The organism is Bradyrhizobium sp. P2_E8, assembly GCF_056403875.1.
Window position 1 is genome coordinate 1 of the sequence record NZ_JBFUES010000528.1, and the last position, 5183, is coordinate 5183.

General features: G+C 62.1%; 4 protein-coding genes. 3 read left to right on the top strand and 1 reads right to left on the bottom strand.

Going from position 1 to position 5183, the window contains the following annotated elements; translation table 11 throughout:
* Nucleotides 1–135 precede the first annotated feature (135 nt).
* Nucleotides 136–534, top strand: coding sequence for a DUF1127 domain-containing protein (locus AC1D00_RS25555; RefSeq protein WP_477012559.1), 399 nt, complete (start codon nt 136–138; stop codon nt 532–534).
* A gap of 109 nt (nt 535–643) precedes the next feature.
* Here the strand turns inward: AC1D00_RS25555 and AC1D00_RS25560 are convergent, their stop codons facing one another.
* Entirely contained in the window at nt 644–1810 is a 1167-nt protein-coding gene (locus AC1D00_RS25560) for an acyltransferase family protein (protein ID WP_477012560.1), read from the bottom strand.
* A 420-nt stretch (nt 1811–2230) separates the two neighbouring features.
* On the opposite strand from AC1D00_RS25560, the gene AC1D00_RS25565 reads away from it, so the two are divergent.
* Together AC1D00_RS25565 and AC1D00_RS25570 are read left to right on the top strand one after the other, a co-directional pair.
* Nucleotides 2231–4540: a xanthine dehydrogenase family protein molybdopterin-binding subunit gene (locus AC1D00_RS25565; protein ID WP_477012561.1), complete on the top strand. Its 2310-nt coding sequence runs from the start codon at nt 2231–2233 to the stop codon at nt 4538–4540.
* Between the two features lie 124 nt (nt 4541–4664).
* On the top strand, nt 4665–5114 hold the full coding sequence (locus tag AC1D00_RS25570) for a cytochrome c (RefSeq protein WP_477012562.1): 450 nt from the start codon (nt 4665–4667) through the stop codon (nt 5112–5114).
* The last annotated feature ends 69 nt before the right edge of the window (nt 5115–5183 follow it).

The window sequence follows — 5183 nt, forward strand, 5'->3', positions numbered from 1 at the left end:
CGCTTCGGCTGGGCCGTGGAAGGAGTCGCGCGCTAGTAATTCGACGACGACATCTTTTCCACCAGGCCCCGCCGGCATCGGACGGGGCCTTTTGTTTGGCCACGCTCCCTGCCGGCGCAACAGCAGGAGCATCCGATGCCACCACAATTGACGAACATCTCATCCGAAATTGAGGGCGATGCCGCAGGACGCGGCCTCAACCTCTCCATCGCGCAAGCCAAGGACGCGATCGACCATGCGTTGGCAGCACGTCTCAAGGCGTCTGCCGCAGCGCTGGACGACGCCTTGTCGGACGGCGATGCTGCCGGACCAGCAGCCGCATCGACGCGAAGCGTCCTCGGCCTGCTCAGGCGATATTGGTATGCGTTTCAGGAGCGGCGGCAGCGCCCACGGGTCACATTGCAGGACCTGAGTGACAGGGAGCTGATGGATATCGGCCTGACGCGTGGCGAGATCGACTACATCACGCCTGAACGCGCTATCGATACGCTGAGAGATCGCGCCACGGCCCTCTGGAGCCGAGGGGTGATGTAAGCGATCATAAAGCTCGGCCTATGCGATCCCGCACCATTACAGGTGACGATCATGACGACGCATGCCGCGGGCCATTATCGAACTGCGAAGAATGCTGTGGGCCGTCGAGTCACGGAGCTAGGGATTTTTCCATCCGCGGCTTCGACGGGCGTTTTCCTATGACGGTCCGGAGCCGCGCCCTGACAGCATCCGTGTGTCGCTCGAACAGGAGATAGAAGATGAACGCGGCCAGCAGGCCGCACAGGATGAACAGCATATCGAGAGCAAGCGACCCTATTGTAAACTCGCGTTTTTCGGCGGCAATGCTGACATTGAGGAAGACCAGGATGGGATAATGAATCGCGTAGAGCGAGAAACTCCACTTGGCGATATCACGCGCGAAATACAGAGATGGCGGCAGCGATAGTCTCGTAAACTCTATGCCCAGGATAGCCGCGGCGGTGAGGATGCTGACCGTCAGATGATACGCGGCCCAGCCGGGCAAGAGACCTTTGGCCTGAAGGAGATAAATCCCGGCCAGTGAGATCAGAAGGCCGAGCAACCACATCCGCAGCGGTAACACGACGGCGTAAACGAGGGCGCCGACACACCAGATCAGAAAATAGAAGGTGAACTTCAGGCCAGTGTGATAACCGCGCACATCAGCGCGCTCGGCCACGACGAAGAGCGCAAGGATCGCGGCGATCGCCAAAATCCAGGTTGGGCGCTTGCCAACTGATAACAACGCCAAAATCAGGACGTAATACCAGAACTCGTTGGACAGGCTCCACAATGCCAGATTGCCAGCGTAGGTCGAACAGGCAATGGTCTGAAGAAATAGCCCGTTGCACAAGGCCGCGGCTGGACTGACGCTGGACGAGAACAGTCCCGACGCGGCAAGGATATGTTGGTGGAAAGCAACAAATGGCTGCCATTTGTCCGACTGCGTGGCCAGCAGATAAAACAACAGGGAGACCGCAAGCGCCGGAAGCAGCACGACATAAAGGCGCGACGCTCTCGCGGAGAAGTAATCTATGGCGTTCAGTTCGCCATTTTTTGCGCGCACCAATGCCGGCCCGCCGACCAAATAGCCGCTGAGCACAAAGAAGACGATGACGGCCGCAACGCCGTGCCCGCTCAAGGCCCATATTACGGAGTAGACGAGAACGATCGGGCCGTCATGGGTTGCGCCGGGAAGCTGTTCTTCGAAGAGGAGTTGATAGGAATGAAAAATCAGGACCTCGACGGCAGCGAGCCCGCGCGCTAGATCGAGCCAATCCGGAAGGTTCGACGCCATTCCGACCTTTGCACGAAATCTAATCACCTTCTCCTCCAGAGGCGGACGAGCTTCGGAACGATGGGGGTCTCGCGCCCGCACGCCCAACGCGTAACAGTCTGCGGCCAGGCAAATTTGATGGTTCTCAAGAAACACGTTGCGCCGCCAGGTCGCCCCAGTTCCGTCTGATCGAAAAATGAGGGGGCCCGACGATGGCGTGGCGCGGCCTCCGAGGAGGTTTCCGAGCGTGTCGAGGAGGGCGCAGGATCAGCGACCTCTACCGGGAAATGAGCGAACTCCGGCCTTTCTGCGCAACTTCGCTATGCGTGTGAGCGGTGCTTTTCCCGGCCTGCGATCAATGCGCCCAGCTAAACCCGTTTGCCTTGCCACTCTTTCCACGGCAATATGCCCGCAAAACAACCATGAGGACGGGATAAGAAAATGGCAGCTCCCATCAAGTTCGGCGTCGGCCAAAGCGTGCTGCGCAAGGAGGATGACGCGCTCATCCGCGGCAAGGGCCGCTATACCGACGATTACGCGCCGCAGGCTGCGCTCCGCTGCTTGATGCTGCGCTCGCCGCATGCGCATGCCAAATACACCATCGATGCGAGCCGTGCCCGCGGCTTGCCCGGCGTCGCGCTGATCCTGACCGCAGACGACGTCAAGGATCTCGGCAATCTGCCGTGCCTGTTCAATCTCGAGACCGATCCCTTCACCGGCCCGCCTTACCCGATCCTCGCGAAGGACGAAGTGCTTCATGTCGGGGACTCCATCGCCTTCGTGGTCGCCGAGACCATCGACCAGGCCCGCGACGCGATCGAGGCGATCGAGGTCAAATGGAGCCCGCTGCCATCGGTGACCGGCGTCGTCAATGCCGTGAAGAAGGGCGCGCCGCAGGTCTGGCCGGACAAGCCCGGCAACGTGCTGTTCGACGTTTCAATTGGTGACAAGGCGGCGACGGAGGCCGCCTTTGCCAAGGCGCATGCGGTCGCCGAAATCGCCATCGTCAATCCGCGCGTGGTCGCAAGCTTCATGGAGACGCGCGCGGCGGTCTGCGAATACGACGCCAAGCGCGACCATCTGACGCTGACGGTCGGCAGCCAGGGCAGCCATCGCCTGCGCGACATCCTCTGCCAGAACGTGCTGAACATCCCGACCGAGAAGATGCGGGTGATTTGCCCCGACGTCGGTGGCGGCTTCGGCACGAAACTGTTTCCGTACCGCGAATACGCCCTGATGGCGGTTGCGGCGCGGCAGCTGAAGAAGGCGGTGAAATGGGCGGCCGACCGCTCCGAGCATTTCATGGGCGACGCGCAGGGCCGCGACAACGTCACCACCGCGAAGATGGCGCTGACTGAAGACGGCAAGTTCCTCGCGATGGATTGCGACCTGATGGGCGACATGGGCGCCTATCTGTCGACCTTCGGCCCCTACATCCCGCATGGCGGCGCCGGCATGCTGCCGGGCCTCTACGACATCCAGGCCTTCCACTGCCGGGTGCGCACCATCTTCACCCACAGCGTGCCAGTCGATGCCTATCGTGGTGCGGGCCGGCCCGAGGCGGCCTATGTCATCGAGCGCCTGGTTGACGCCTGCGCGCGAAAGCTCGACATGACGCCGGACGCGATCCGCCGCAAGAATTTCATTCAGCCGAAGGCGTTGCCGTACAAGACCGCGACGGGCAAGGTCTATGATTCCGGCGACTTCGCCGCGCATCTGAAGCGCGCGATGGAGATCGCCGAGTGGAAGGAATTTCCCAAGCGCGCCAAGGCGGCGAAGAAGAGCGGCCTGATCCGCGGCATTGGCCTTGCGAGCTATGTCGAGATTTGCGGCGTGATGGGTGAGGAGACGGCCAACGTCCGCCTCGATCCCAATGGCGATGTCACCGTCCTGATCGGCACGCAGTCGAGCGGGCAGGGGCACCAGACCGCCTATGCGCAGATCGTCGCAGAGCAGTTCGGCGTGGCGCCGGAGCGCGTCCACATCCGTCAGGGCGATACCGACGAGATCGCCACAGGTCTCGGCACCGGCGGTTCGGCCTCGATACCCACGGGCGGCGTCTGCGTGGAGCGCGCTGCGGGCGATCTGGGCAAGAAGCTGAAGGAGTTCGCAGCGCAGGCGCTGGAAGCGAGCGCGGGCGACCTCGAGATCACCGACGGCGTGATCCGGATTGCCGGCACCGACCGCTCGATCTCCTTCGCCGACCTCGCCAAGCGGCCCGGCGCCGATCCGTCGAAGCTGAACGGCAGCGCGACCTTCGCCAGCGCCGACGGCACCTATCCCAACGGCACCCATGTGGCGGAAGTCGAGATCGATCCGGCGACCGGCATCATCAAGATCGTCAACTACGTGATCGTCGACGATTTCGGCAAGACGCTCAACCCGCTGCTGCTGGCGGGGCAGGTGCATGGCGGCGCCATGCAGGGCATCGGCCAGGCCTTGATGGAGCAGGTGGTCTACGGCGCGGGCGACGGCCAGCTGATCACCGCGACCTTCATGGACTACGCGCTGCCGCGGGCGGCGGACGGTCCGGACTTCGTGTTCGAGACCGCCAACGTCCCCTGCAAGACCAATCCAATGGGCGTGAAGGGGGCGGGCGAGGCCGGCGCGATCGGTTCCTGTCCGGCCGTCGTCAACGCCATCGTCGACGGGCTCTGGCGCGAGTACAAGATCGACCACATCGACATGCCGGCAACCCCGGAGCGGGTGTGGATCGCGATCAGCGAGCACCGTCGCCGTCACAGCCTGTAAGCCACAATCCTCACGCGCGGGAATAAATGCCCCGCGCGGGGTTCTATCCATGGATGGACCGCGACTCCCGTGAAGCGGGTGGAGGGTCCAATCCCAAGGGATCTGCGAGTCGGAGAAACCAACAATGAAACGGACGATGATTGTCGCGACGACCCTGCTATTGGGCGCGGGCGCCGTGATGGCGCAGCAGGAGGTCGCGGTTCAACAGGACAATCTGATGCGCTCGCAGGCCAAGAGCCTCTATACGGTCATCCAGAAAATGACCAAGGGTGACATCCCCTACGACCAGAAGGCCATCGACGAGGCGATCGCCAATCTTGAGACCGACGTCGCCAAAATCGCCAAGACCTTCGAAGTCAATCCAAAGCAGGACGTGGTGAACGCGACCTATGGAGCGTCGCCGAAGGTTTGGAAGAACAAGGCCGATTTCGACTCCAAGATCCCGCCGGTGCAGAAGGCGATCGCGGAGGTCAAGGGCAAGATCACCGACGTAGCGAGCCTCAAGGCCGCCTATACCGCGATCAACGATCGTTGCTCCGACTGCCACGAGACGTATCGCCTGAAGTTGAAGTAACGGCCCGATCTTTCACGCTCAACTCCTGCTATTTCGTGTCATCACCCGTGAAAGCGGGCGATCCGGTAC

Bases quoted from the DNA above. Each gene is read 5' to 3' on its own strand.
- AC1D00_RS25555 (WP_477012559.1), top strand. From the start codon at position 136: ATGCCACCACAATTGACGAACATCTCATCCGAAATTGAGGGCGATGCC.
- AC1D00_RS25560 (WP_477012560.1), bottom strand. From the start codon at position 1,810: ATGGCGTCGAACCTTCCGGATTGGCTCGATCTAGCGCGCGGGCTCGCT.
- AC1D00_RS25565 (WP_477012561.1), top strand. From the start codon at position 2,231: ATGGCAGCTCCCATCAAGTTCGGCGTCGGCCAAAGCGTGCTGCGCAAG.
- AC1D00_RS25570 (WP_477012562.1), top strand. From the start codon at position 4,665: ATGAAACGGACGATGATTGTCGCGACGACCCTGCTATTGGGCGCGGGC.